At 45.1% G+C, this 25,887-nt stretch carries 26 protein-coding genes; 16 read left to right on the forward strand and 10 right to left on the reverse strand.

Annotation, left to right across the window (positions count from 1 at the left end):
* Nucleotides 1–8: 8 nt before the first annotated feature.
* The 6 genes from BLW16_RS08130 (at nucleotide 9) to BLW16_RS08155 (ending at nucleotide 9,525) form a co-directional block, all read left to right on the forward strand.
* A complete protein-coding gene (locus BLW16_RS08130) occupies nucleotides 9–1,025 on the forward strand; it encodes a FecR family protein (protein ID WP_090556042.1) in 1,017 nt (338 codons plus the stop codon).
* 105 nt (nucleotides 1,026–1,130) lie between these two features.
* A complete protein-coding gene (locus tag BLW16_RS08135) occupies nucleotides 1,131–4,583 on the forward strand; it encodes a SusC/RagA family TonB-linked outer membrane protein (protein WP_245735175.1) in 3,453 nt (1,150 codons plus the stop codon).
* Nucleotides 4,584–4,594: 11 nt separating this feature from the next.
* Nucleotides 4,595–6,079, forward strand: a complete 1,485-nt coding sequence (locus BLW16_RS08140) for a SusD/RagB family nutrient-binding outer membrane lipoprotein (protein WP_090556043.1) — start codon at nucleotides 4,595–4,597, stop codon at nucleotides 6,077–6,079.
* Between the two features lie 53 nt (nucleotides 6,080–6,132).
* Nucleotides 6,133–7,632 (forward strand): DUF5689 domain-containing protein, encoded by a 1,500-nt coding sequence (locus tag BLW16_RS08145; protein WP_090556044.1) that lies wholly within the window; start codon nucleotides 6,133–6,135, stop codon nucleotides 7,630–7,632.
* Between the two features lie 44 nt (nucleotides 7,633–7,676).
* Nucleotides 7,677–9,092 (forward strand): calcineurin-like phosphoesterase C-terminal domain-containing protein, encoded by a 1,416-nt coding sequence (locus BLW16_RS08150; protein ID WP_090556045.1) that lies wholly within the window; start codon nucleotides 7,677–7,679, stop codon nucleotides 9,090–9,092.
* 172 nt (nucleotides 9,093–9,264) lie between these two features.
* On the forward strand, nucleotides 9,265–9,525 hold the full coding sequence (locus BLW16_RS08155) for a hypothetical protein (RefSeq protein WP_139298288.1): 261 nt from the start codon (nucleotides 9,265–9,267) through the stop codon (nucleotides 9,523–9,525).
* 146 nt (nucleotides 9,526–9,671) lie between these two features.
* On the opposite strand, the gene BLW16_RS08160 is transcribed toward BLW16_RS08155, so the two are convergent.
* Nucleotides 9,672–10,706 (reverse strand): LGFP repeat-containing protein, encoded by a 1,035-nt coding sequence (locus BLW16_RS08160; protein ID WP_090556047.1) that lies wholly within the window; start codon nucleotides 10,704–10,706, stop codon nucleotides 9,672–9,674.
* Between the two features lie 226 nt (nucleotides 10,707–10,932).
* Here BLW16_RS08160 and BLW16_RS08165 point away from each other — a divergent pair, with 226 nt between their 5' ends.
* From BLW16_RS08165 to BLW16_RS08180, 4 genes are read left to right on the forward strand one after another with little or no spacing between them, the layout of a single operon-like run.
* On the forward strand, nucleotides 10,933–11,550 hold the full coding sequence (locus tag BLW16_RS08165; protein ID WP_090556048.1) for an RNA polymerase sigma factor: 618 nt from the start codon (nucleotides 10,933–10,935) through the stop codon (nucleotides 11,548–11,550).
* On the forward strand, nucleotides 11,543–12,262 hold the full coding sequence (locus BLW16_RS08170; protein ID WP_090556049.1) for a hypothetical protein: 720 nt from the start codon (nucleotides 11,543–11,545) through the stop codon (nucleotides 12,260–12,262). Before BLW16_RS08165 ends, BLW16_RS08170 begins: the two co-directional genes overlap by 8 nt.
* A gap of 35 nt (nucleotides 12,263–12,297) precedes the next feature.
* Nucleotides 12,298–12,687 (forward strand): hypothetical protein, encoded by a 390-nt coding sequence (locus BLW16_RS08175; protein ID WP_090556050.1) that lies wholly within the window; start codon nucleotides 12,298–12,300, stop codon nucleotides 12,685–12,687.
* A gap of 4 nt (nucleotides 12,688–12,691) precedes the next feature.
* The gene (locus tag BLW16_RS08180) at nucleotides 12,692–15,412 is read left to right on the forward strand and encodes a CHAT domain-containing protein (RefSeq protein WP_090556051.1); all 2,721 of its coding nucleotides are present in this window, start codon (nucleotides 12,692–12,694) and stop codon (nucleotides 15,410–15,412) included.
* A 61-nt stretch (nucleotides 15,413–15,473) separates the two neighbouring features.
* Here the strand turns inward: BLW16_RS08180 and BLW16_RS08185 are convergent, their stop codons facing one another.
* From BLW16_RS08185 to BLW16_RS08195, 3 genes are all read right to left on the reverse strand, one after another.
* On the reverse strand, nucleotides 15,474–15,980 hold the full coding sequence (locus tag BLW16_RS08185) for a molybdopterin-dependent oxidoreductase (protein ID WP_090556052.1): 507 nt from the start codon (nucleotides 15,978–15,980) through the stop codon (nucleotides 15,474–15,476).
* A gap of 157 nt (nucleotides 15,981–16,137) precedes the next feature.
* The gene (locus BLW16_RS08190; RefSeq protein WP_090556053.1) at nucleotides 16,138–16,344 is read right to left on the reverse strand and encodes a hypothetical protein; all 207 of its coding nucleotides are present in this window, start codon (nucleotides 16,342–16,344) and stop codon (nucleotides 16,138–16,140) included.
* 181 nt (nucleotides 16,345–16,525) lie between these two features.
* Nucleotides 16,526–17,392, reverse strand: a complete 867-nt coding sequence (locus BLW16_RS08195) for a DUF808 family protein (protein WP_090556054.1) — start codon at nucleotides 17,390–17,392, stop codon at nucleotides 16,526–16,528.
* Nucleotides 17,393–17,531: 139 nt separating this feature from the next.
* Between BLW16_RS08195 and BLW16_RS08200 the strand changes: the two genes are divergently transcribed.
* Nucleotides 17,532–18,113 (forward strand): Crp/Fnr family transcriptional regulator, encoded by a 582-nt coding sequence (locus BLW16_RS08200; protein ID WP_090556055.1) that lies wholly within the window; start codon nucleotides 17,532–17,534, stop codon nucleotides 18,111–18,113.
* A 69-nt stretch (nucleotides 18,114–18,182) separates the two neighbouring features.
* Nucleotides 18,183–19,079 carry an SDR family oxidoreductase gene (locus BLW16_RS08205; protein WP_090556056.1) on the forward strand — a complete coding sequence of 299 codons (897 nt, stop codon included), beginning with the start codon at nucleotides 18,183–18,185 and terminating at the stop codon, nucleotides 19,077–19,079.
* A gap of 397 nt (nucleotides 19,080–19,476) precedes the next feature.
* Here BLW16_RS08205 and BLW16_RS08210 read toward each other — a convergent pair whose 3' ends face one another.
* Both BLW16_RS08210 and BLW16_RS08215 read right to left on the reverse strand, forming a co-directional pair.
* Nucleotides 19,477–19,740, reverse strand: coding sequence for a DUF3072 domain-containing protein (locus BLW16_RS08210; protein ID WP_090556057.1), 264 nt, complete (start codon nucleotides 19,738–19,740; stop codon nucleotides 19,477–19,479).
* Between the two features lie 105 nt (nucleotides 19,741–19,845).
* Entirely contained in the window at nucleotides 19,846–20,610 is a 765-nt protein-coding gene (locus BLW16_RS08215) for an NYN domain-containing protein (RefSeq protein WP_090556058.1), read from the reverse strand.
* Nucleotides 20,611–20,856: 246 nt separating this feature from the next.
* Here BLW16_RS08215 and BLW16_RS08220 point away from each other — a divergent pair, with 246 nt between their 5' ends.
* On the forward strand, nucleotides 20,857–21,510 hold the full coding sequence (locus BLW16_RS08220) for a VOC family protein (RefSeq protein ID WP_090556059.1): 654 nt from the start codon (nucleotides 20,857–20,859) through the stop codon (nucleotides 21,508–21,510).
* A 79-nt stretch (nucleotides 21,511–21,589) separates the two neighbouring features.
* Nucleotides 21,590–21,775, forward strand: coding sequence for a hypothetical protein (locus BLW16_RS08225; RefSeq protein WP_139298289.1), 186 nt, complete (start codon nucleotides 21,590–21,592; stop codon nucleotides 21,773–21,775).
* On the opposite strand, the gene BLW16_RS08230 is transcribed toward BLW16_RS08225, so the two are convergent.
* The 4 genes from BLW16_RS08230 to BLW16_RS08245 all read right to left on the reverse strand — a co-directional run bounded on the left by BLW16_RS08230 (nucleotide 21,732) and on the right by BLW16_RS08245 (nucleotide 23,940).
* A complete protein-coding gene (locus tag BLW16_RS08230) occupies nucleotides 21,732–22,124 on the reverse strand; it encodes a response regulator (protein ID WP_090556061.1) in 393 nt (130 codons plus the stop codon). The two genes, BLW16_RS08225 and BLW16_RS08230, sit on opposite strands and share 44 nt — an antisense overlap.
* 114 nt (nucleotides 22,125–22,238) lie before the next feature.
* Nucleotides 22,239–22,451, reverse strand: coding sequence for a hypothetical protein (locus BLW16_RS08235; RefSeq protein WP_139298290.1), 213 nt, complete (start codon nucleotides 22,449–22,451; stop codon nucleotides 22,239–22,241).
* Nucleotides 22,452–22,523: 72 nt separating this feature from the next.
* A complete protein-coding gene (locus BLW16_RS08240) occupies nucleotides 22,524–22,790 on the reverse strand; it encodes a hypothetical protein (protein WP_090556063.1) in 267 nt (88 codons plus the stop codon).
* 79 nt (nucleotides 22,791–22,869) lie between these two features.
* A complete protein-coding gene (locus tag BLW16_RS08245; RefSeq protein WP_175470515.1) occupies nucleotides 22,870–23,940 on the reverse strand; it encodes a serine hydrolase domain-containing protein in 1,071 nt (356 codons plus the stop codon).
* 273 nt (nucleotides 23,941–24,213) lie between these two features.
* Here BLW16_RS08245 and BLW16_RS08250 point away from each other — a divergent pair, with 273 nt between their 5' ends.
* Together BLW16_RS08250 and BLW16_RS08255 are read left to right on the forward strand one after the other, a co-directional pair.
* Entirely contained in the window at nucleotides 24,214–24,804 is a 591-nt protein-coding gene (locus tag BLW16_RS08250) for an RNA polymerase sigma factor (protein ID WP_175470516.1), read from the forward strand.
* Between the two features lie 83 nt (nucleotides 24,805–24,887).
* Entirely contained in the window at nucleotides 24,888–25,877 is a 990-nt protein-coding gene (locus BLW16_RS08255) for a FecR family protein (RefSeq protein ID WP_090556066.1), read from the forward strand.
* Nucleotides 25,878–25,887: the final 10 nt, after the last annotated feature.

Below are 25,887 nucleotides of genomic sequence, written 5' to 3' on the forward strand. Positions count from 1 at the left end.
AGACAATAATGGAAGATAACAGCTACAAATTAATTATCGAGTATTTTGAGAAGACCATCAGTGATGACGGCCTCAGCGAATTACGGGAGTGGATAGAAGCAAGCCCGGATCACCTGACACAGTTCAGTGAAACCATCCAGATCCTGGAAGCGTCAAAGTCGTATTTTAAACAGCCTGTACATCCGGAAAAAGCATGGGCAAAAATACATGCCCATATCCTCCGGGAGGAAATACCTGCAGCAGCAAAGGCTCCGAAGCGGAAATGGATGGCTTATGCGGCCGCCTGCCTGATCTGCTGCATCCTCAGTTCGGTGGCATACAGATATGTTTCCGGCGCCGGCGAAGAATACCAGCTCGTCAGCAATCTGAACGGTAAGCAGGCCAAATTCATATTGCCCGATAGTTCCATAGTTTATCTTGGTGGAGGCAGCCGGCTAAAGTACCCAAAAAAATTCAGGGGGAAAACACGTCCTGTTGATCTGGACGGGGAAGCCTTTTTTGATGTGGCCCACCATGCAGACCAGCCTTTTACAGTAACAACCGGAGAAATTACCACAGTAGTACTGGGCACCTCATTCAATGTAAAAGCTTATGTGGACGAACATAAAGTTGCCGTAACCGTAAAAACGGGAAAAGTTGGAGTAGTGGCAAAAACTAAAGGACACAATCAGGTGGTCAGGTACCTGCTTCCCGATGAACAGATCAGTATCAATACCCAAAACGGCTTATATACCTTCAGCACGACAGATGCGGAAGAGGTGGTTTCCTGGATTAATCACGATTTCGTATTTCACAATACCTCTCTGAAAGACATTGCCAAATCCCTGGAACATCACTATGGAATAGAGATAGATTTTACGGATCCTGAACTCAGTAAAGTGAGGCTGACCGCAAAATTCAGAAATATATCACTGCAGGAAACCATGGATAACCTGGCACTGCTGTCAGGCCTGGCCTATACACAAAATGGAAAACACCTGTTTATTTCAAACAACAACCAAAAAGGAGGAAAGATCATGAAATAGTATTTACCCTAAATTAAGGCTCATGAAGCCCGGAATTGCTGTAACAATCCCAGGCCGTAATTGACATTTAAACTCAGACTAGAATTAAAAAATCAAAGTAAAAATATGAAAAATTTGTGGTTATTAACCATGCTGTTAATGCTGTACATCCCTTTTAGCGTCATAAGCGCAGGTGCGCAGCCTTTAAACAACAGAAATATCAGCTTCGAAGCTGAAAATATACCGCTCAAAAGCGCCTTTCAAACCTTAGAAAAACTCTGCAATGTCTCTATCAGCTATAATAATAACCAGCTGGATGAGAACAGGATGGTAAAAATCGCCAGGGCTTCCCGTTCATTGGAAGAGACCCTTACCCTGCTGCTGAAGGGTACAGGATATACCTTCAGGCAAACAGCCGGACAGAATATCCTGATTATCCCGCAGACGCAGGGAAAAGGTAAAATAACGGGTAAAGTGCTTGATGATAAAGGCGCGCCTATCCCGGGTGCATCCATCAATGTTCGTGCAGCTGGTATTGCCGTAATGTCGGTTAACGATGGCAGCTACACCATGAGCCTGGATGCAGGGGTATATACGGCTGAGTTCAGCTACCTTTCCTCCCAGACAAGAACAATGGCCAATGTGACCGTCAGGGCCAATGGAGTGACCACGCTGAATGTTTCGCTTGCCGGGGCTGACAATAGCCTGAATGAAGTGGTGGTCACCGCACTTGGTATTAAACGTGAGCAAAAAGCACTTGGTTATGCCGTAACAGACGTAAAAGGCGAACAGCTGACGAACGCACTTTCGGGAAACTGGACGGATGCGCTATCCGGCAAAGTAGCCGGTCTCAACCTCGTCCGCTCCAATAGCGGGCCTGCAGGATCCAACAAGATTATTCTCCGCGGTGAAAACAACCTGACGGGCGACAATGAAGCATTGATTGTGGTGGATGGTGTAGTCATCAACCAGGGTAGCGGAAGGCGGACTGCCAACGCGGGTGAATCTGCCTATGGTACCAGCAGCGACATTATGCCGGCAGATTACGGAAGTAACCTGAACGACATTAACCCCGAAGATATCGAAAATGTAACGGTACTGAAAGGTCCCGGTGCCGCAGCATTATACGGGCAGCGGGGTGCAAACGGAGCTATTATTATCACTACCAAATCCGGAACCAAAAGGACAGGGCTTGGAATCACCTTCAACTCCAATACCTCTATGGAGTCGGTAAACCGCTGGCCCGACCTGCAATACGAGTACGGACAGGGAACCGCTGGATCAAGATATTACTCCTTTGGTGCCGGCCCGGATGGCCCAAGTACCAGTGCCACCAGTTCCGCCTATGGGCCAAAGTTTGACGGGCAGCTATTTTACCAGCTTGACCCGCTCACCCAGAAACAGTCGACAGTGAGAACGCCCTGGGTTCCGTACAAAAACCAGAGCCGGGAGTTTTTTGACGTTGGCCGTACCTATACCAATTCCATCAGTGTAGATGGCGGTACAGATCAGACATCTGCCCGCTTTTCGGCCACGAATGTTACCAACCACTGGATCACACCGAATACAGGATATACCCGCAACAGTATCGCCCTGTCCGTAAACTCCAAAATAAATGATAAGCTGACCATCAGCTCAAAAGTAAATTACAACAATAAAAACAGCGACAACCTGCCCGGTGCGGGATACGGTAACCAGTCGCTGATGTACTGGTATATCTTCTGGCAGCCCAGTGCCGATCTGAACTGGCTGAAGAACTATTGGAAAACCGGACAGGAAGGCAAAAGCATCTTCTATCCTTTCAGCTCCTTCCCGGAAAACCCTTACGCAATCTCCCGGGAATTTATCAATAAATCAAACCGCAACTCGGTAACCGGTAACGTCCAGGCAGAATATAAAATTACCCATGAGCTGAGCCTTCAGGTAAGAGCAACACTCGATATGGGTTATGAGCAACGCGCCCAGGAACGCCCCTACGATGCTGGCACCAAGTATCCCAGGGGATCTTACCGGACACAGAATATCTATTCCCAGGAAGCAGGCGGAGACTTCCTGTTACGCTACAATAAAAAGGTAAATAAAGATTTTACGGTTACAGCAACCGGTGGTGGTGGTATGCTGCGCAACAATTACAACAGGGATGAAGTACGCGCAGATTCCCTGGTATACCCCGGTGTGTATACCCTGGCTAATAATGCAGGGCCACTGGTTACATCGCCCTTCAAATCCAAGTATGCCATCAATAGTTTTTACGGCTTATTTTCCACCAGCTTCAGGGATTATCTGTATATGGATATCACCGCACGCCAGGATTGGGTAAGCACGCTGGCCACAGCCAACAGGACAGACCAGGTGGGTTTCTTCTATCCTTCTGCCAGTTTAAGCTTTATCGCCTCGGAAGCCTTCAAGCTACCGGAAGCCATCAACTACGCCAAACTCAGGGTATCACTGGCGGGCGTAGGCAGCGGAACCACTAACCCCTATCAAACCACTTTCAACTATGTCAGTGCCGGCAGTACCTATTCCGGCGGTTTACAAAATCCACGCATACTGGCCAATCCGGACCTTAAGCCGCTGCGTACCACCACACTGGAACTCGGTGCCGAAATGCGCTTCTTAAAAAGCCGCCTGGGCTTCGATCTTGCCGTATATTCCGGCAATACCAAAAACCAGATCCTCAATCGTACCATCGATCAGTCTTCCGGGTTCAGCCAGGCGGTGATCAACGTCGGCCGCGTGAACAACAAAGGACTGGAGCTTTCACTTAATGGCGTGCCTATACAAAATCCGGGTGGTTTCAGCTGGACGGTTTTTGCCACTTTCAGTGCCAACAGGAACAAAATAAAAGAGCTGGCCGACAGTGCCGTAGTACTGCGTAACGGACCAACCGGAGGCGGCCAGATCGTTGCCAAAGTTGGTGGAAGCATGGGCGATTTATATGGCCGCGGGTATCTCCGCGCGCCTGACGGACAGATCGTGTACGATGCAGCAACGGGATTCGCCAGGCTGTCGAACGATCTTGTTTATCTCGGTAATACTACCGCCAAATGGAAGACCAGCCTGGGTCACGATTTCAAGTACAAACAATTTGGTTTACACCTTTTATTTGACGCCCAGTTCGGTGCCGTTGCCTATTCCCTGTCCAATTACAAACTGGCAGAACAGGGTAAAACCACCAACACACTGCCAGGACGATATAATGGCATTATTGGTAACGGAGTGATACAAAATGCAGATGGCAGCTACCGTAAAAACGATGTAACTGCTACAGACATTGACGGTTACTACCGTTCACACTATGGCATAGACAATGCGGAAGGCAATACCTTCTCCACCAACTTTGTCAAGTTCCGCGAAGCCAGGTTTGATTTTACCATCGGCAAGAACCTTACGCACCGCCTGGGGTTGCAGCGCGCAACAGTAGGTGTATATGGCCGGGATCTCTACATCTGGTCCAAATGGCCAATTTTTGATCCTGAATTCGGAACGCTTGACGGAAGTGACATCGTACAGGGCTTTGAAGTTGCACAGTTCCCTTCCACCCGGACATTTGGTTTTAACCTGGTTATCGGTATTTAATATTTAGAAAAATGAAAAGTTTAAAGATCATATCTGCCCTTCTGTTAGTTACCCTTGTACTCTCAGCATGTAAAAAAGGATTCGTGGCGCTCAATACAGACCCCAATGGCACCCCGAACGCGCTTCCTCAGCAACTGCTGGCACCCGCTCTGGTCAACACCGTAAGCACCAACATGCTGCGCAACCGCAATTTTAACAATGAACTGATGCAGGTTACTGTAGACCCGGGAGACGGAGAGGGCAAAGTTTTCCGTTACGACCTGAGGCGTACCTGGGCTGACAATACCTGGAATAACTGGTACACGCAACTGACCAACTTCAAGGATATTTACACAGTGGCCAGTCAGCCGCTCACCTATGACAAAACCTATATGGGCATCTCACTGATCTGCCAGTCATGGGTGTACTCGCTCCTGACCGATACCTATGGTGATATCCCCTACGCTGAGTCTAACATGGGCAAAGAGGGAAACTTTGCCCCTAAGTTTGATCAGCAGAAAGACGTCTATATGGATATTTTCAAAAAGCTTGAAACAGCAGACACTTTACTGATCGGTGCCAGGAATGTGAATGGCGGAAGCGACCCGGTTTACAACGGCAATGCGCTAAAATGGCGACAGTTTGGCAATAGTCTCTACCTGCGCCTGCTGCTCAGGCTTTCCGGCAAGGCCGAAATTTCAGCGGCCTGCATCGCCAAGATCAAAGAGATCGTGGATACCAACCCTGCCGCCTATCCACTGATGACAGGCAATGCCGATGCCGCGATATTGCGCTGGACGGGTGTTGGCGCATTAACCTCCCCTTTTATCGGTGGCGTACGCGAACAGGACTGGCGGTCGGTAGGCATTGCCGAGTTTTTCATCAATAACCTGAACCGCTGGGCTGATCCAAGATTAATCACAGGCCGCTTGTCTATAGCTACCTATCAGGGAGGATATGCAGGTATCCCGAGCGGTTATGCACCGGGACGTGGTATAGATAACAGATCGTATTTCCTCTCTACCACCTCCGCTACTACCCTGATGAACGAACCATTGATGGGCAATATCATGAACTATTCGGAACTGCAGTTTATCCTGGCCGAAGCTGCCTCTAAAGGATGGATAGCAGGTGATGCACAAAGTTATTATAACAATGGTGTGTTGTCAGGCATTACATTATGGGTGCCAGCTTTTACATCACCCATCGAAACCTACCTGGCCAGTGCGGATATTACCTTTAGCAATACCGCAAGCCTGGATCAGAAAATGGAACTGATCCATCAGCAGAAATATTACGCGCTCTTCGCTACCGACTTTGAGCAATGGTTTGAGTACCGCCGCACCGGCCATCCCATATTGCCAAAAGGCAGCGGCCTGGTCAATAACGGGATCATGCCTGCATGCCTGAACTATCCTGTTTACGTACAGTCATCTAATCCTGAGCATTATAAAGCAGCGGTGGCAGTGCAGGGGCCTGATGACATCAGCACTCAGGTATGGTGGCAAAAACCATAGTTAATTTATTGAAAGACAAATATTAATAATGATAAAATCACATCATTCATCAAATGAAGAAGATATATTTATTCCTTAACATTATTGCCATCACTGCCTTTTCTGCTTGCAAGAAGAACGACTATGCAGAAGGAACGCTGAGCCCTGTGATAGCGGTGGTCGATCTGAAAGACCTCTACAAAGGCAGTGATCTTACATTAAACGCGGAAAACCTTTCAGGTGCCAGTCAGATCGGTGGTATAGTGATCTCCGATGCAAAATCAGCCAATACACCTGCCGGTATTCTGGTTGTACAGAACTACCGCAGAAATGCATTAAGGGGTATTGCACTTGAACTGGGCGCCGCTGCGGCCGGCTACAAACAGGGAGACTCCGTAGTAGTGCAGGTGACAGGTGCCACCCTGACCAGGGTAAACGGCAGTATGCGCCTCAAAGGCCTGGCGGCAACAGCTGTCAGCAAAATAGCCGAAGTGAAGACATTAAAAGTTCAGTCCGTTCAATCCGGAGCCCTGAGTGCATCGCCAGATGTATATGAAAGTACCCTGATCACCATCAGCAAAGCAGTTACAGAGCCTGAACCTCAGGCCGGTGACACCTTCAGCGGAGATAAAACCATCAATGATGGTTTTGGCAAAGTGACTCTGCATACAGAACCCAGCGCATCCTTCGCGGGCGAGGAAATTCCGGCAAGTGCCAATTTCACCGGTATTCCCTTTATTGCAAACAGCGCCGGTAAAGTCGTTGTGCAGCTATGGCCACGTATACTGGACGACGTTTTCGAGCTGCCGCTGATCAAGCCTTCTCCCGTGATCATCACCGGTTACCTGACAGATCCCAACGGTGGGGATGGCAATTACGAATATGTTCAGCTGATGGCTACACAGGATGTGGATTTCGCCGTTACCAGTTATGCGCTCGTTACCTGCAACAATGCGGGCACCAATCCTGCTCCCGCTAATGGATGGGCTGTTGGTGCAGCGCGCAGTTATAAATTTAACCTCGTATCGGGCAGGGTCAGCAAAGGGCAGTTCTTCTATGTTGGAGGCAGCAAGAATATCTGGGGAGCGGGCTCTACCGATATCAGTGCAGCACCGTGGATTAACAGTACGCAGTACGCCAGTGTTCCGGGTGCAGACTTTGGCGCGGCAACCAGCAACCTGCTGGCCAACAGCGGAAATGTGGCCGGTATAGCCGTATTCCGGGGTATCATGGTGAACGCTTCAACGGTTCCCCTGGATGCGATCATGTACGGGGGTAATGGTACAGTGTATGCACCAGGCCCACCGGAAATCGGCTACCGCATCACAAATACTGATTATTACAGCACCATTAACCCGGTAACACGTCTTACACAGGGCTTTTACGGAGGCGGAACCAATACGTCTAAACTTACTCTACCTGCAACAGGAAACTTTACACAGCTTGGCGGTATTTACGATGCATCTACAGGACAATGGGTGGCGGGCAGAACAGTAACCAGTATTCCGCTGACACAAACTTCTGCGCTGAGTACTATCGAAACAGGTACAGGTTTCACTTCGCTTAAAAACTAAAATCATGACGGACCGGTGAACGCAGGGTCCTTAATTCTTAAAATATGAACAGAAGATCTTTCCTTCAAAGCGCAGGCCTCATTGCCGGAAGTGCATTTATCGCCTTGCATACCAATGCTTTTGGCCTGGCAGACACTACAACACTCATCAAAGGCAGGGTAACTGCGGGAAAAAAGGGCATCAGAAATGTGGCAGTTTCCGATGGATATACGGTTGTGCTGACTGATGAAAAAGGACGCTACAAGCTTAGGCCCAACGAGAAAGCTAAAAGCGTATTCATGAGCACACCGGCAGGCTACCATTTTAAAAACGATTACAATATCGCCAAACAATACGAAAACCTGGGCGGAAGTTCTTCTTATGATTTCAGCCTGGAATCCCTGAATGCAGACGACACCCATCATCATTTTATCATATGGGCTGACCCTCAGGTTAAAAATAAAAAGGATGTGAAACAGATGATGGAAACATCCCTGCCTGATACCATAGAAACGATCAGCTCACTCGGAAAGGATGCTCTGGTACATGGCATATGTGTGGGCGACATGGTGTGGGACAACCATGCACTTTTTCCGGATTATAATGAAGCCATCGCAAAAATGGGTATCCCTTTCTTTCAGGTTATCGGTAACCACGACATGGATTACCGCATCGGCGGTGATGATACCTCAGACCAGACCTTTAAAACCTTCTACGGCCCCACCTATTATTCATTCAACCGCGGAAAGGCACATTACGTCGTGCTGGATGATGTACGTTACCTTGGTACGGAGCGCGAATATGATGGGTATATCACAGAGGATCAGCTGTCCTGGCTGGCCAAAGACCTGGCGCAGGTAGCCAAAGATCATCTGGTGATCATTAACCTGCATATCCCGGTATGCATCGGCGTAAAGAACAATGCCGATTTTTATCAGGTACTGCAGGGTTTTAACAATGTTCACATCATGTCGGGCCATACACACTGGCATGATAACAATTTAGACAATGGTGTGTATGAGCACAACCACGGCACAGTATGCGGCGCCTGGTGGACCGGCCCGGTTTGTACAGACGGCACTCCCCGCGGTTATGGCGTATATGAGGTAAATGGAACGGAATTAAAGTGGTATTACAAATCAACCGGCCTGCCAAAAGAAAACCAGCTCAGTCTTTATGCAGAGAAGCAGGGCAACCAGATGCGCATACTTGCCAATGTCTGGAACTATGATCCGCAATGGAAAGTAGAGTATTTCCTGGATGATCAGCCTCATGGTGCACTCCATAAGGAAACCGGATATGATCCCTTGTCGGTAGATCTGTACAAAGGCGAGGATAAACCCGCAGGCCGTCATTTTGTAGAACCACATGAAACAGGGCATCTTTTCTCAGCTACTTTTGACCCTGCTGTAAAGAAAGTTAAAGTTGTGGCAACGGACAGGTTTGGTAACCGATACCAGAACGAGACCACAGCGAAATAGATCTCCGCCTTTTCAACAAATAAAACGGCCTCACATCAGAATAGAGACCGTTTTATTTATTCCCTCTTCAATTGTGGTATTTCTGTTCCGAATGCTTGTGAATTAATGAGTATCTTACCAAATGCTCTCCCTTATTCCGGCTTCGACGGTAAAAAACATAAAAAACAGCATCATGATAGAGATAGACAGAGAGAAAATTAACGAAATTATAAAACTTGCTTTCAAGGACAGCTTTGATGAGCTGGACATTTACCACACAAGACCCGAAAACGTAAAAGGTACTGGCCCTGTATTGGCTATTGACGGAACCAAGTCCGGAAAAACATTTTCATTCAAATACACCTACGAACAACTTGTCAACCAGTACACTGACGGAACGCTGAACCGTGAACTGCAAAAATCCCGGGATAGGGTATTCAAAGAGACTTATTAAGGTTATTTCATCACTCCAAATAGCTCATGGTCTTACGCAACAGGGAATAAAAGACTGCTAAGATGATCCGGGAAACAATTTAAGCTGTTCTTTACCAAAAAAATAAACTTCCTTATTGCTCCTGGCAACAAGGAAGTTTATAGTATTTACAGTCGTTGTGACTGATTGAATACCCTTGCATCGATAAACATGGTATAAATGCCTTTGTCATTACCATCGTCAAAACCTGTCAGATCAAATGCGTGCGTATAATTAACCGAACGGCTTTTGTACGATCTGGTATAATGTCCGTAATTCCCGGAGATGAGGTCGTTAGCAAAAATGTTAATTGTTTGTGGCGTATATGGATCATCGTTCATTCCAAAGATACCAGCTACTAAATTGAAAAGCAGGCCTGTAATGTCTTTGATCAGTCCGTTATCTGCCCCCATGGATTCTGCTGCTGAACCTACAGCTCCGCCAAATGCGGCAACAGCCTGTCTGGCCCATTGTTCAACCTTTGCCTTATACTGAACAATCTCAGAGCTATTGTCTTTTTCTACCAGGTTTCCTGTAAGCAGCAGGTCTGCCGGCGGTCCGTCATACAACTTGATACCCAGGTTCACGATCCGCTCCCCATCGTGGCGGAACTTAAACTCTGGAATGATATTGACAGAACTTCCACCGAAGGATGGCATCAATGCGGTGATCGACCCGTATACTTCGTCTTCAACTTCCTGTTTGAGTACACAATGAAGCCCTACCATCCACAACTCTACGCGCAGCGTACTGTCGGCCCAGACATTTGCACCGCCGTCAGTTCCAATAGTTCCACCCCTGAAATCCATTTTATAACCGCCTTTTCCGTCAGATACTACGTCACCTGTTGGCAGTCCGAGGCGCGATCCATAACCGCCCAACTGGCTGTAGCGCTGGTTGATCAGGCTGCGTGCATTCCGTTTTCTAACAAGTTCCAGGTACGAAGGAGTGAGTTTACCGATGTGGGTGCCTACCAGAACTCCCCCCGGTATTACCTTTACGCCTATGGAAGACTCCAGCGCTCTTTTTGTTGCTGCAGATACTTTTTCAGAGACTTTAATTGAACCGTTCTCTAAAGTGATCTCATTTTTCAGAATTGCCCGGTCCAGAATCAGGTCCAGACTGTTCGCTGTTTTTCGTAGTGTTAGTGTTTCGTTTGACATTGTTTTAAGAATTAAAGGATTAATAATTGGTTGAAATTTAATTTTTGATTGATCATCATTTAGTTAGTCGCGAAACGCTCAGCAAAGGGAAACAAAAAATAAAAAATAATTCAAAGTGCTAGTTTTTATACACTTAACTGATACAGAATTTTGTTTTTCCTAATAATATGGCTAGATTTATTCATGTAATTCATTCGTTACGACAATGAACTTTTAGCCCTTAGATATGAACTTCAGCATCAGAAAACACCCGTCAGATGAGCAGTTAACGGCTGGAATTCAACTTGGCAATTCCCAGCGGCAGCTTTGGGAGAGCAAGCTGTATCTGAAATACAAGTCTATGATCAGCACTGCTTCCTGGAAGCATAACCTGACTGAAGACGATACGTCAATGGCTTATTCTGATGCGGTCATGACCACAATATCAACTATCATATCCGGGCGGTTTGAACAAAGATCTTCGCTAAAAACTTATATCAGCAGGATCCTGGAATACAAGTGCATCGACCGGATCCGGACAAACAGCGCGGCAAAATCTGCTCCGGCATACAGGGACGCGCTGGAAAAATATCTTGAAATCCTGCCGGGACATAACCGGGATATCGTCCAGCAGCTGAGTGAGAAGTATGAAGTGACAACCCTGAAAAAATATATCCAGTCTATGGACGAGAAATGCAAAGGGATCATCATTGCCTGGGGTGAGGGTTATCATGATCAGGAGATCGCGGATCATATGGGATATCTTTCTGCAGCCGTAGCGAAAACGAGCCGCCTGCGCTGCCTTGGGAAGCTGAAGACCATGTATACCTCGGTCACATTGAAAGGAGCCTATAACCATGGATGAAAGGATTGAAAGCTACTTTGACAGTACGATGGATGAACAGCAGAAGAGCCGTTTCGAAAAAGATATGGATCAGTCGCCCGAGTTGTTAGATGAAATCGCCTTTTACCTGCAGGCCAGAATCAGCGTTCAGGACGGATCCGGCACCACCACCCTACAGGAGAAACACCGGGAATGGACTTCAATTCCTGCCGCAAAACCGGACCGTTTTGGTTTATTCACCGGAATTGGTATTGCCGCTGCGATCCTGGTCATTCTGGGTTTATACTTCTTAAACAACAACCTGAGCCCAGGACTTCCGCAACAGGCATCGGTCTACCTTGCGCAGAATTTCACTTCGTTGCCTGTACAGCTGGGCAACAGGGACGATCAGCTTCAGGCCGCAATTCTTCAGTATAACGAGTCTGGCTACGCGGCCGCCCAGCAGTCAGCGGATGCGTATCTTCAGCATCATCCCAATGATCCTGAAGGGCTAAAAATCAGAGGTTTCGCCAACCTTCAGCTGAAGCATTTTGATGAAGCAATCGCAGATTTTAATCGCATTACCGTTCAAAAGGAACTCTACCAAAACCCCGGTAAGTTTTATGCAGCCATAAGCCATCTTCTCCGGAACCAACCCGGCGATGAAAGGAAAGCAAAAGGGTTATTGGAGGAAATTATCAGGGAAAACCAGACTGGAAAAGCCAAAGCTTTGGAATGGCTGTACAGGCCATAACAAACTTACATTCAATCATATAAAGCAAAACAACTATGGCAAAAGTATCCGCTTCAACTAAAAACTTCCTGGAGAGCAATAAAGAACATTCCTGGATGAAGGATCAGATTATCCTGAAATATCCGCAGCCGGTAGAAAAAAAGCTAGTTTTACAGCAGGTCAGATACATTACCGGAAATACCGCCGCCGCGGGTCTGGCTTCAAAAATAAAAGTGCTCGACAAGGAGCAAAAAAACTACCTGGTACTGATTGCCGGTAGTCACCTCTGGGGAGAAAAAGAAGCCTATAAAGTGCATAACCCACCTCCTATGCCCGTTCCGGGCCCACCAATCTACCCCGAGTTTTTAAAGAATACATTGATCAATACTCTTTCCGCCCTGAAGAATTCCATCCTGACTACTGCTGAAAAGATCAGGAAGGGCTGATCACATGGGAAGAACCTTTCTCATCTGCATGCTGCTGCTGTTGCCGGTTTATGGCAGAGGACAATCATCCCCTGACTTCAGGGTGTGGCAAAGTTTTTATGAGATTATAAAATTGCAGCCGGAAGCACAAAGCGCAGCTTTTAAAAAGCTGCAGCAGTACTGTATCCGGAACAGGATTACCCGTGACAGCACCTATACAAATTTGCTTTTCCTCTATGGAAGTGCCGAAAATGTACAGGGACGTCCGGAACAGGCCATTCGGCTGCTCGAGGAATCCGTCCTCATCGCCTCCCGTAACCCGCAGATAAATCCCAGCCAATACCTGGGCAAATATCATTTTTACCTGGGTCATTATTACCAGCAGACCCAATCAGATGAGAAAGCGCTGTCCCATTACCAGGCAAGCCTCGAGATCAGTAAAAAAGCGATTGATAAATGGGGTGTCCCGGCACTGGCCTGCCAGGCGATTTCACACTATTATTATCAGGTACAGGATTATTACAGGGGGCTGCAGTATGCGGAGCTGGGTTATCATTATGCGCAAGGCAAAGGTGATAAACTTTCAATGGCCAGAAACCTGTATGAAAAATGCATTCAGCTAAATGAGCTGGGAGAGTTTGAACGCGCAGCAACCACGATGAATGAGTTAAGAGGCCTTGCCTCCTACTTTTCCACAGATTTTGAGCGCGGAAATTATTATAAATTACGTGGTGATATTGCCCTGAACCATAAAGAGTATCCTGCCACCACAACCCTTTATATACAGGCCGCAGAGGCATACAAAAGGGCTAACCAAAGCGAAGAAGTGGCGGGTATGTATGCAGACCTGCATTATGTATCAGTTCTTACCTGCAACACCGGGGATATACAAAAATATGCGAAACTCGCAGCAGCGCTCCTGGGTAATCCGTATTACCTGAGCAGGTTTCATAACAACGTCGCATTAGACCATATCCGTAAAAATGAAACGGCTGAAGCTTTGGGCTCGCTGCGGCAGGCCTTGCAGGATCTGCCCATTCATTTCAAACCCGGAGACGCCTTTCAAAATCCGTCAGCGGCACAGATCAAAGCCTTGTGGCAGAAAGATTATCCTTTTACCGTCCTGGTAGATAAAGCCGGCCTGCTGCTGAAAAAAGGTTACTTTGCTCAATCCCTGAAAACCTATGATCTCCTCGATACCCTCTCAGATGATATGCGCAGGGAACATTTGGGTAGCTATACAAAGTTATTCTGGCGGGCCAGAATCAGGACCATGTATGAACAGGCGATAGAATGCAGCTATTTGCTGAAGGATAAGGATAAAGCATTCTTTTTTCTGGAGAAAAGCAGGGCTGTGCTGCTGCTGGACGAGCTGAACGAACTTGCCGCCGCCAGCAACCTGCCGGCATCAGTACTGCAGGAAGAAACACAATTAAAACTGCAGTTGCGCAGGCTGCAAAATGAGCAGCCACAACGCCTGGCAATGGTCATCGGCATGCAGGATAAATTACTAGCTTTCATCAAAAAACTGGAACGGGAATACCCTGCTTATTATGAACATAAGTATAACGACAAAGTTCCCGCCCTGAACCTGTTGCAGCTATACCTACAAAAAAACGGACAATCTTTTTTATCTATTTTTGCCGGAGACAAGGCGGTTTATGTTTTAGTCATCTCACCGAAAAAAAAGTACCTGCGAAAGGTTGAGATCACTGCTTATCAAAGCAACATCAAAGATTTTGCCTTGATAAGCAGTTCCAAAAATGGGCAGAACCAACACTTCGAAAAGTACCTGCAGATAGCCTATCAGCTTTACAGCGCGCTGATCCGTCCGTTTGAGAATATCCTGCGATCCAGGATCATCGTATCTGCAGAAAACCAGGATATTCCTTTTGCTGCGCTTAGCCGCAACGTTAAAGAACCTGCTTACCTGCTGAATTCATATGCTTTCAGTTATAGTTATTCTGCCAGGATGCTGCTAAAAGCCGGCAGCCACGAAAACCAGTTGGAAAGAGCCGGTGATTACCTGGGCATAGCCCCGGTTCATTTCGCTGCTGCAGGAAATGCCGCCCCTGCAGGAAATGCTGCGGTTACTGAGCATCTGCCCCCTCTTTCCGGTTCGGAACGGGCCATCAGGAATAATGGAAAGTTCTTTCGTTTTCCGGATTTCCTTTTCGGCAGCGAGGCCAGCAAAAAGAACTTTCAGCAACGCTGGTCAGGATATCAGACTGTGCAACTCATCGCTCATGCGGCCGCAGACAGCCTAAAGGAAGAGCCTGAGGTTTATCTGGCAGATTCTGCCCTTAAGTTATCAGACATCAGGGCAACTGCTTCCGGCAATACCCAACTGGTCCTGCTTTCTGCCTGTAAAACGGGAATCGGCAAATTGCGCTCCGGAGAAGGGGTATACAGTCTGGCCAGAGGTTTTATTTCTGCCGGAGTACCAAGTGTTTACACTACACTCTGGGCCATAGAAGATCAGGATGCCTATGGGCTATCGAACCTCATTTTAGAAAACGTAAAAAAAGGACTCCCTTTAGATCTTGCATTACAAAAGGCTCAGCTCACCTGGATCGCAAAGGGAGATAAACTGCCGTTTTCATGGGCGGGAATGGTGCTGACCGGCAAAAGTGATAAGCTGGCAGTCAAAGGCTATACAAACGGGATGGCCTTTATCTTTGGAATAACCTTTTCAATACTTCTCCTTGAGAGCTGCAGGTTCATGATCAGAAGAAAAAAGGTCTGATGAGTTAGGCTGCCTCTAAAGCCTGGTTAAATGCAAAAATCATCCAACCCGGTTTAAATTTTTAAGGTTTTCTCGCATCAAGCACCTCTATTGAAATAACACGCATCACACTTCTTGCAGGTTTCTTATCCCCCGGCACCACCAAACGATACGGGCCTAGATTGGCGGCAAGTGCTTTCCCATCTTCTTTGTCGGCTAAAACAATAACCTGATCTGTGAAAGCCGGATCAAATTCAGGAATAGCTACAACAACCTGATAATTGTCGGCCGCGGTAATCAGAACATATTTCGCCATCGTTTTACCCTTTAAAAGATTCCCGGGAACTGCTTCTGCTTTCGTTATCACTTCATAAAGGGAAACACCGCTATAATGATGATCCTTTCCATCGTGGCCTTTCACGGTTACCTCCACCTTTTTCAGTGCTGATATTGTAGAGGGATTTATTTTATACGGACTGGCAACGCCACCGCCGACACTAACTTCTGCAGTTTGTGCATTCACACCTTCAGTTGAAACTGCACACAGGAACAGTGCGATCAATCCTGTAAATAATAAGTTTTTCTTCATTTATCGAACAGTGAATATTTATTCATAAACTCAAGATCGTTACACATCGATATGAATAACGAAAATAGATAGATTGTTTTGCTTATCAAAACATATATAAATGTGATTAACTTAATATTCCTACCTTAGCCAGTTTATCAACGGGCCATTTTCAGGTCTAAAGGAACGATATTCCCACAGTCCAGCCTATCCAGCCTTTGTTATTTCCTATATTCACCAGGCCGGGTTTGTTTTTAACAATCTGCTGCTGCTCATTAAGAACGCCTTCCGTTGGGACATCATACAGGTTAAACGATGGCCCTGCAAAAAATGAGAGGGTAGAATTTGCCTTGAAATTGACCAGCGCACTTAACCTGTCGATCATATGCGTATTCTCCCATTTGTTTGCTACAAGCGCATGTGTAAAAAATTCTGCAGCGACTGAATAATGATCATTAAAGACGAACTCATGCCAAATCCCAGGGCAAAATAAGTAATTTTGTCATCAGGGTTTATTCCCGCCTGAGGCATATTGATCCGGCCAACATATTATATCCTGATCATGGTTAGCTCCTGAACAATGAAACCAACTTTTTACCTTCTGTTACAATTGCTACCGCCAGTAGTCCGGCAGCCAGCCCAAGTGCAAACTCTTTAAATACCGATGGTATGTTTGGAAATACGTGGTGTAAGTATTCGATGTTATGAACAAAAATTCCACCGGAAACCAGGATCAGCGCGATTGTTCCTACAACACTTAAAACCCTGATGATCAAAGGCAGCGATTTAACCAGTACATGTCCCAGCATTGACAAGATACCTTTATCATCTGAACGATTGATCAATTTGTAACCGGTATCATCCATTCTGACTATCAATGCAACGATGCCATATACACCTATCGTTGCTAATAGTGCAACGATCGAAACCGTTACGACCTGTACCATTATATTTTCTTCTAAAACTGTTCCCAATGCAATAATTACGATCTCTACAGACAGAATGAAATCAGTCGCTACAGCAGATTTTATTTTTGCTTTTTCGGCATCCTTGTCTTCTTGTTTAACCTCCGCAGCTACCTGATGAACTTCGTTTGAACCGTGAAAAAAGTATTCGACTATTTTCTCAACGCCTTCATAAGCCAGGTAAAACCCTCCCAACACTAAAATGAATTTAATAGCAACCGGAAAGAACAAATTGAGCAGTAATGCGATGGGAATGATGATCAGTTTGTTGATTAAAGATCCCTTAGTAATGGACCAAAGCACCGGTAATTCCCTGGAAGACAGAAAACCGGTAGCTTTTTCTGCGTTGACGGCTAAATCATCGCCTAATATACCAGCAGTTTTTTTTGTTGCAATCTTTGCTGTCAACGCAACATCATCCATTAAAGCAGCTATATCATCCAAAATCGCAAAAAAACCTGATGCCATGTTTATTATATTTAATATGGCTGCAAAATATAAATACGATTTGAATTATAATGAATATACCGTATATCTTTAATAAAAATACACTGTTAGCAAAAGGTATATATGCAATTGCTATTGTAAAATTTATTATTTTTGAGTGATGCACCCCGAATTCGAAACTTACCTGCAAGCACAGGGCAGCCTTCCGCCAAACGTGATCCAAAGGATCAGTGACCTGGCGGTGCAGAAAACACTGAGGCGCAATGAGTCTATTTTAAATACCGGCGAAATTTGCAGGCATAAGATCTTTGTTCTGTCAGGAATGCTGCGGACCTTTACCACTTCTGCTGACGGCAGCGAGCATATTTTGTTATTCTCTCCGGAGCATAACTGGACGCTTGATCCTGCAAGTTATGATCAGCAGGTGCCCTCCCGTGTTAGTATCGGTACAGTGGAACCCAGCGATGTGCTGTGCTGGCATAAATCAAATTTTGACGCATTACTGGCCGAAATACCGCAATTCAGAGGTTTTACAAACAAACTCATTTCGCGGAACATCTACCTTAACCGCGAGCGCATACTGACCACCTTAAGTGGTACGGCAGAAGAAAAGTATGACGGTTTTGTCAGGATGTTTCCGAATTACCTGTTAAGGTTACCCCTCCGCATGATTGCCTCTTATCTCGGTATATCACTTAAAACACTGACGCGCATCCGCCATGCGCAACTTCAGCGTCATTAAACTATGGTCAAATGACCTCTTTTCGCGCATTGCCATTGGTCAATTTTGTATAAACAAAATTATTTCGATATGCGCGTATTTGTAACTGGAGCCTCAGGATATATGGGCTCCGCAATCGTAAAAGAATTATTAGCGGCCGGGCATCAGGTGTTGGGTCTTGTCCGTTCAAACCAAGGTACTGAACAGCTGAGGGAAACCGGTGCTGAAATACTGCTGGGTGACGTTAATGACCTGGAGATCATCCGCCAGGCTGCCACCCGTTCTGAGGCGGTCATTCATACTGCCTTCAATCATGATTTTTCAAAATTTAAGGCCAGTTGTGAAGCCGATCGCCTGGTGATCCAGGCATTGGGTGAGGCAATCGCAGGTTCCGGTAAACCACTGGTGATCACTTCAGTGCTGGCTTTACTGCGCGACAGCGGACTGACGACGGAGGATGATGTAATTTCTGTAATTTCCGATGTGGCTCCCCGTGCAGCATCTGAGGAAGCCGCTGCAATAGTATCAGCTCTGGGTGCAAATGTGTATACAGTGCGCCTCCCTCTCAGCGTACACAGTGAAGGCGACCACAGCTCTGGCTTTGTGCCGATGGTCATCGGCATAACCCGCGAAAAAGGGGAATCAGCCTATGTTGTTGAAGGCAATAACCGCTGGCCTGCGGTACACCGTTCTGATGCAGCAGCATTATACCGTATGATCGTTGAACAACAACCATCACAAAAAGTATTTCATGCTGTGGCTGAAGAGGGCGTCCCGTTCCGGGAGATCGCCGAAGCGATCGCCAATGGACTGCACCTGCCCTTAGTCAGCAAAACCGGCGATGAGGTGGCCGCCCATTTCGGGTGGTTTGCACACTTCGCTTCAGTAGACTGCCCGTCGTCCAGCGAAAAAACACGTGATGTTTTAGGCTGGGTGGCGAAAGGCACCGGACTGATTGCAGATATTACCTACGCCGGTTATTTGTAGAACCGTGAAAACAGGCCATACTGCAATTACCAGTATGGCCTGTTTTTATAAGAAGCTGAACCTAAGGGTAACCTAATCTTAACACAGTTCATCGTTCTTCTTAACCCAACACTTCCATTTTTGTCTTAGTTACTACCCATTCCAGACGGGAGGGTTTCTGACTAAACAGATCTGACAATCAAAAAACAATATATACTACTGTCGCTGGTTACAGCTGCTGCCATGCGGGCTGATGCTCAAACAGCTCCGGCAAAACATGTCATCATGGTAACCATCGATGGCTTCAGACCGGAATTTTATCTGGACAGCGCTTATGGAATGCCAACCGTAAGGGAACTTATGAAAAATGGGATAATGCAACAGGAGTTTTCGAAAATTGCAGGGCCTTTTGATTTGACTATTTGTTATCCAGCCCTCTTCCGGTTTTATGCTGAAGTTCATCTATACGTTTGGAGGCTTCAGATTTGCTGAGTGTTTCATCAAAATCTTCTTTTGCTTCATCCGAAAGTGTTTTCAGGTAAGAATGCTGCGCTCCGGTCATCGGTTCGTCTCCGGTAGTCCATTCATCAGGATCTTTAATTGTATTTGAACCTTTTAAATCCCCGCTTTGGTTTTCTGTATTTTCCTGTTCATCGAACAATTCATCTTCTCTGTTTATCATATGCTTTCAGTATAGGTAATAAATCCTGATGATGAACAGATAAGATCATGCATTGTTTTGTTTTGCCCTGCAAGGTTTAGCAATCATACCATAGACAACATCCGTCTATTTTTTACGGATATAAATATGCTTGATGTTGTTTTTTCCGCTTTCGCGCTCGTCAACTTCAAACTGTTCCATGCTTTTTATAAATGCCAGCATTTTGGGAAACCCATAGTTCCTCGGGTCAAAGTCAGGTTTTTTCTTTAACATAAGACTACCCAGGTCACCAAGGTAGGCCCAGCCATTATCGTCTGCCAGATCAACGATACTGGCGTTTAACAATTTCGTAACCTGCGGATCGATTCTGCTTAATGGTTTATTATCAGGTTGCTTCGCCTTTTTTGATCGGGATTTATTTATACTTTCAACAGGAATTGTGGCATCCTTTTTCAATATTTCGATATAGATAAACTTGTCACATGCCGTTATAAACGGAGTTAGGGTCTTCTTTTCGCCAATGCCGATCACTTTCATTCCAGCTTCGCGCAGCCGGGTAGCAAGCCTTGTGAAATCGCTGTCACTGGAAACGATGCAAAAACCATCCACTTTACCCGTGTATAAAATATCCATCGCATCAATAATGAGCGCGCTGTCTGAAGCATTTTTACCGGTGGAATAGCTGTACTGCTGGATCGGTGTGATGGCATTTTCCAGCAAAACGTTCTTCCAGCCGGAAACAGTAGGCTTTGTCCAGTCTGCATAGATTCGTTTAAACGTAGGTGTACCATACTTCGCAATCTCTTCGAACATCTCTTTCACATTGGCATAAGGCACATTATCTGCGTCAATCAGGACCGCTAATTTCTGGTCTTTCTGAGTTTCTATCATATTTCCTTTTTTTTGGAAGTAATACTTTACCCAAAGATAAGGTTTACATCATCCGATTCTTAGAAAAATTGGCTACGGAATACTCTTAAAACCAAATGCAAAATTTTTTTTTGACAATTTATCTTTGCATTTACAACCAGAAAAAGTAAATTCAGTCAATGAATGCTTATTCATACGATACAAGGCCCTGCAGTGATGCACGGCCTTTTTTTTATGCAGTATGCTTTTCATTGATAGACTTTACCTATGAAAATAATTGAAATCCTTCTGCTTAGCACTGATTTGCCGGCCACAGAACAATTTTATACGGAAGTTCTAAATGTCAAAGTACTTTATAAAAACAAAGACGAAGTTTCCTTCCTTATCGGCACCACTAAATTATCTTTTGGGTATACCGCTCTTCAAAGCCCGAATTATCACCTTGCAATTGATATTCCTAACAATAAACTTCATGAAGCCTTTGATTGGCTGAAGCACAAAACAGAAATACTGCCTGTAACAGCAACCTCGCAGTTTTCAAAATTTGAGGCCTGGAACGCTGAATCTCTCTATTTCTATGATAACAACGGCAACTTGCTGGAGCTCATCAGCCGCAAGGATGTACTCAATAACGCCAAACTGGATTTTGATGAAGCGCAGCTCCTGTATATTAGTGAAATTGGAATTGTATGTGAGAATGTTAACGCTCAGGCGAAAAAGCTAACGACAGATTATAACTTACCCTATTATCCCAAACAGCCAAAACAGGATGATTTCACTGTACTTGGTGATGAGCAGGGGTTAATCATTCTGGTTTCACCCCATAGAAACTGGTATCCAACAAACAGAAAAGCAGAGGCTTTCCCTTTGAGCGTTATTTTTACACAAGGCTCCGATTTGAAACATGTACTTAGTCTTTAACAACTCATTTGATTTAAATTTGCGCTGCCCGCTCCAAAGCAGTTATTTTGCAGTTACCAATAATATTAAGCAACACACCATGACAGAAAGCGATTTCCTTGTTTATTGCCAGAATCAGGTATCAGGCCCGTTAAAAGATGAAGACATCATACTGATGCTGACAGCATGGGGTCAGATCAGCTACAACTTAGGCTACAACCAGGCATTGAAAGAATATAACATCAGTAAGGAAGAGGATCCGGGTCCCGCTTCTTTCCAGCCGTGACAATCATTTCTTTAATAAGGTCACAAAGTTTGTCTATGTCAAATGGCTTTGCAAGGTAGGCATCGGCACAACTTTGTGCAGCCTTTGCCGGCAGATCTGACTGAGTGGAGGTCATTAACACCGGAATATCTTTCAGTCCCACATCTTCTTTGATCGCCTTACAGATCTCCATGCCCATATCGTTGAGCCCATTGTGCAGCAAAATCAATTCGGGTTTCAACTCATGAACTTCATCAATGTGAAATGGCTTTTTTGAAATGGCTACCTCATATCCCTCTTCTTTCAAGATACTTGCGATCACCTCAATGATGGCCGGATCTTTGTCAATCAACAGAATTGTCTTTTTCATATAGAGCGGTGTGGGCACTCAAAGTAAGCAGAATTTAGGGATAAAGCAAGTCCTGGCTACATCGAAGACCTATAGGTGTAATGCTTTTTCCGTTCCCTTGTGGTAAGCCGTAAATTAAGTGTTCCAAAAAAGTCTATTTGTCAGCGCTTTGATCTTCCGGTATAGCGTAGGCCGACTCATATTCATTCGGTTAGAAAGCATTTCTACATCCAGCGTAAAATCACTTAATCTGCCGGAAATGACATTTGTCAGCTGTTCCAGAAAACTCACACCGGTTTTTGAATAGGCCACACAATGGATCCTGGTCAGCCTTATCCTCAACCACAAAGTCAATTTCCGTTTGCTGGTGTAAAGGCAGATAGCAGCCAAATTCAAACCCGGGGACTGATTACCCGCGGCCTAAAGATTTTTTTCCTTTGTTTCCTTTGCCAGTTTGTGCGTATTGGAGAAATTTCCTTTGTGCCAGCCCATATTAGTTGCATCTATGTTCATAATATATGTGCCCGTTCTCGTATCTAAGATCACTACTCCCTTGTCGCCAACAGCTGTCTGATACCTTCCATCCTTTTCCGGGATCTCGTCTTTGAAACTAAATGTTGCCATTAAAAGGGCTGCAGCTAACACGCCAATCATTATAGACTTTATATCAATCTGGTACTTCATCATATGTATATTTAAGGGTTTATATTTTACTAATATAAAATAAAACAAATATTCGGATGACAGGATCCCTGTTTTCAGTTCATTAAAAACTTTGTTTTCCGATATTCAATGCAAAGTCGCCCAAGTCCGTCAGATTTGTATTGCTCAATATCACCACAGTCATATTTTCATTTAAATAGTGGAACACCACTGCATTTGCACCCATTATGCTGCCATAGCGCTCCATCCGCTTGTATCTAATGTTTTTACCCTTAGTATCGCGGATCCAAACGCTGTACCCATAATCATCGAGGCCCGGTGTAAGCATCAGGTCCAGGGATGATTTTTTGATCAGTTTTAAGTCAAACAGGGCGTTAAAAAACGTCATCACATCCGCTGTACAGGAATACATCGATCCGGCTGCATACCAATCCTGGTAATATACCGGTAAATCAGGTACCAGACGTTTGATGTCATCCCGCATAAAATAGCTGCTTGCAAGGTTTTTTATCAGCTTGTCCTGACCCATTAATCCTGAGTTTTTCATTCCCAATGGAGTTAATATCTGGTCAGTTACGATCTGTTCGTATGATTTTTTATAAAGCGTTTCCAGAATTTTACCCAGAATCATATAATCACCATTATTATAGTCGAATTTTTTGCCGGGTTCACTGGCCAAAGGATAGGAACAAAACATATCCACTATCTGATCAGGCGAATATGGCTTATGGTAAAATCCTATACCATTTTTCACTGCGCTTTCGGTACTGCTGACGGTGTCGGTGTTCATCATCCCTGAGGTATGGTTCAGTAACTGAGCAATGGTAACCTTATTTCCAGCTTCTCCTTTATAAGCAGGCAGGTAGGTAATTATCTTTTGATTTAAGCCGATTCTACCCTGTTCACAGAGTTGAAGTATAAGGACCGCTGTAAGCGATTTGGTGATGGAGCAAACTTTATATTCTGTATCATTTGCAGCAGGCACATTGAATTCGCGGTTGGCTAATCCAAAACTGTTGTTATAGATTATTTTCGAATCTTTTTTGATCAATACCGTACCATTAAACTGCTTTTTAAAAGCATAATCCTTTATAAAAGACGGAAGTTTTGAAGTTTGTGCTGTGACCGAAAAGCACATCAAGGTGAGGGCAATAATATTCAGGATCTTCTTCATATACATTTTTAATTATGACAAAGCGACCGGTCATTTGTTACAGGTTAATTGAAGGGAAACATTGAGGGACTTAATGATGGCGAAATTGCAGTGAAAGTAAAATAACAAAGGGCGGCGAAGTCTGCAAAGCAGTTAAAGAAGGGCAACCGGTTTTTAACTGCTTTACAGACTCAACGCCAAAGAAACGAAGATCTTGATACGTCCGGCGCAGAGGATGAATAAAGGGCGAACGCTATGAATTGAGTATCTATTAATTTAATAGTATCTTCGTTTTTGAAATCAACAAAAGCCTACATTTTTTTTACAGATCTTGAACTGATCGATCTTCTTAAGAAAGACGATGAGCATGCTTTTGCCGAAATTTACAAACGCTATGCAGAGGCGTTAACAGGTTTTGCCACTTCCAAATTGTTTGATCTCGAAGATGCCCGGGATATTATCCATGACCTGTTTGTGAAACTCTGGGAGAACAAAAAACAATTGCAGGTAGACCGTGATTTAAAAGCATACCTCTTTACCCTGATCCGTTACGGTGTGATTGACAAGATAAGGAAGAATATTACCCGTAAGGAGTATGCGGTCATGATACAAGGCTTAAGCGATCTGCAGGCAACTACTATTGAACAGCAAATTGCAGCGAAAGAACTGCAGCAAAATATTCAGAGATCCCTGGATGAGTTATCACCGAGAGTGAAGGAGATTTACCTGTTAAGCAGGGAAGAAAACCGGAGTATTCCCGAAATCGCTTCACAATTACAGCTTTCAGAACAAACCGTAAAAAACCAGCTATCCACCGCTTTAAAGCATTTGCGCCAGTCCTTGGCTACCATCCTTGCTTTTACTTTTATACACTGGTTCAGGTAAGCCGGCAGTCCGGCTAAAAAAATATTCATTTTTCTATAGTACCAAAATGCATCTTAAACGACTACTGTCAAATTCTGATAGAAATGAGTCCTGATCAAATAGAAGCTTTATTGGTTCGTTACCTGGAAGGCCAAACCACAACCGAAGAAAACCAGCTGGTTGAACGCTGGCTGGAACAAAATAACAATGCAAATGCTGTATGGCCCGGCATGGATCAGCCGGCTAAGGACAAATGGCTTTCCGGTGTTTTTGATGAAATCAGCAACACCATTCCTAAAGGGAGTGCAAAGGTACTCCCATTGCCCGGCAAAAAACGCCTATTGTGGCAGCGTATCGCTTCGATAGCCGCGGCATTGTTGATCTCGTTCGCCCTGTACCTGGAATGGCAGCCCATAAAAATGCATTTTCAACCGGTACAGTTCAACACACTCCATGTTCCGCCTAAACATAAAAAGCAAGTCCATCTTGCAGACGGCAGCCAGGTTTGGATCAATGAAGGTTCTGAATTAAAATACCCTGAAATCTTTGAGGGCAGAACGAGAGAAGTATACCTTTCAGGCGAAGCTTATTTTGATATAGCCCACAATGCCGCCAAACCTTTTATTATTCACACCGGCAAAGTAGTAACCACCGTGTTAGGCACTGCTTTCAATATCAGGGAAGATCAGAATAACCACACTGTTGTGGTCACGGTAACCCGCGGTAAGGTAAGTGTAGCTGATGAGCATAAGTTATTGGGTATCATTATACCTGACCAGCAGATCAGCTTCAATACTTCAAAAAATGAAGTTGTTAAAGCAGTGGTAGATGCGCAACAGGTTATTGCCTGGCAGCACAGTGACCTCCATTTCGAAGATGTCAGTTTTGCAGAGGCTGCTTTAAAATTACAGCAGCGTTTTAATGTAAAGATCAGTTTCAGCAATGAAAAACTGAAGAACTGCCGTTTTACCGGAACTTCGTTAAATGGCGAAAAATTAGAAAAGATCCTCAAAGTGATCTGTGCTTTTAATAACGCTTCCTATCAAACCAGGCCGGATGGCAGTATACTGATTGGAGGGAAAGGATGCAAATAATTTTTAATAA

This window comes from Pedobacter hartonius, from assembly GCF_900107535.1.
GTDB classification, from domain to species: domain Bacteria; phylum Bacteroidota; class Bacteroidia; order Sphingobacteriales; family Sphingobacteriaceae; genus Pedobacter; species Pedobacter hartonius.